Here is a 1,585-nt window from a genome sequence, read left to right as displayed (position 1 = left end):
ACTGTAGCATATGCCTATCCGTTGCGCTGCGCGAGCGCGCTCCACAGCCCCCGTCTCATGTCGGGAGCGGCGACCATCGCGGCGTATCTCGGGAGCTGGTGGGTCGCAGCGCCCATGCTCGTGGTGCCGCATACGACGCTCGTCGCGGCCATCGTGGCTGGTGGGATGCTCGCCTACGGAGTGGGGTACTTGCGCGCGTGGTCGTATCTTTGGCTGCGCCTCGGCATCTGGCACGACGCGCAGCTCCTTGCCGCCGCGGCGGAGCCAGAGGCGTGAGCATCTGGCGCGCCTGGCTCCGGCGCCAGGCGGCTCCACGTCCGCCGGACCCGGAGCCTGAGCCTACAGGCCCGCGTATCACGATAGGGACGGCCACAGGTCGCCTACGGGCACGTGGGCACGGTTCAGCTCTTCGTGATGGCGACGTCGTGCGTATCGACGAGGAGAGCGCGTATGGCGGCCTGCTGGCGCTGGGGCCAATGGGCTCTGGCAAGACGCGCGCAGTACTCCAGCCGTGGGCCGGCTGGTGGCTCCGGGATCCGACCGCGGGGCTCTTTGCCTATGGGGTGAAGCCGAACTGGTCTGCATCCCTCGTCGCGATCGCGCTTGCGATGGGACGAGAGCCGGAGCAAATCCACGTCGTCGGGCCGGGCTACGCTCCGTGGCCGCTGATTCGCGGCCTGGAACCAGATAGTGTCGCCAACTTCGTTCGCGAGGCGTTTCGTCGTGAGGGCGCGGCCCATGGCGGCGACCAGTTTTTCAGCGACTCCGCAACGAACCTCGTACGCCGTGCAGCGGCGATCCTCTACTACTCTGGGCAGTACCTCGTCGCCGATACGTTATCGCCCACGGGCGATGTGGTGCGACCGCGTACGCTCGGCTACGACCTGGAGTCGATCAGTGAAATCGTGCATGCCACCGGCGAGGATGCCAACACCATCGCTGCTGCAGTGCGCGCTCGCGCGTCGGGATTGGAAGGGGAGGCTGCGGAGGACCTAGAGGCTGCACTAGCGGGGTATGAGCGGCTGACGAAGGATCTGCCAGAGAAGACGCGCGGGAGCGTTGTCGGGCAGATCGACACGGTGGTCGAGCCATTCCTTTCGTCGCGCGCGCTCCGCACCGCATTCTGCTCCAACGAAGAGTTTGATCTAGAAAGTGCGCTCGTGGACGGCGGCGTGGTCGTGCTCGACGTTGACCTCGGGCGGTACGCCGCGGCGGCGCGTCTCGTATATTTGCTCGCCTTCGAGCAGATGCGGCGGCTCATGATTCGTCGGATCGACGACGAACGACAAGGGCATGAGCTCGATCCGGTGGCCTTCGTTGCCGACGAGTATGCCGAGGTCGCGACGGCGGCGCATAAGAGCATGTGGAGGCTTTGCCGAGAGGCCCGAATTGCACCAGTGATCGCGTATCAGCTGCACAGCGACCTACGCTCCGTTGTCGGCGGGAAGGATGCCGCCGATGCGCTGGTTGCCGGCATGAGAACGAAGGTGCTGTTCGCTACAGACGACGAGGCTAGCGTGCAGCTCGCAGCCGGTGCGCTTGGCCAAGTGGACCGTGAGTACGAGAGCACGTCTCGCTCGACATC

2 protein-coding genes are annotated in these 1,585 nt (G+C 65.9%); both read left to right on the top strand.

From position 1 onward, the window contains the following. Positions 1 to 21: 21 nt before the first annotated feature. Complete coding sequence (locus EPN29_13775) at positions 22 to 276, top strand: hypothetical protein (protein ID TAN31323.1); 255 nt, start codon at positions 22 to 24, stop codon at positions 274 to 276. Between the two features lie 149 nt (positions 277 to 425). Beyond that, positions 426 to 1,585, top strand: a 1,160-nt coding sequence (locus tag EPN29_13770; GenBank protein TAN31322.1) for a hypothetical protein, incomplete at its 3' end; no start/stop codon positions are given.

The organism is bacterium (assembly GCA_004299235.1).
In the GTDB taxonomy this organism is placed as follows: Bacteria; Chloroflexota; Dormibacteria; order Dormibacterales; family Dormibacteraceae; genus SCQL01.
This window is presented reverse-complemented; position numbering and strand designations above follow the sequence as displayed.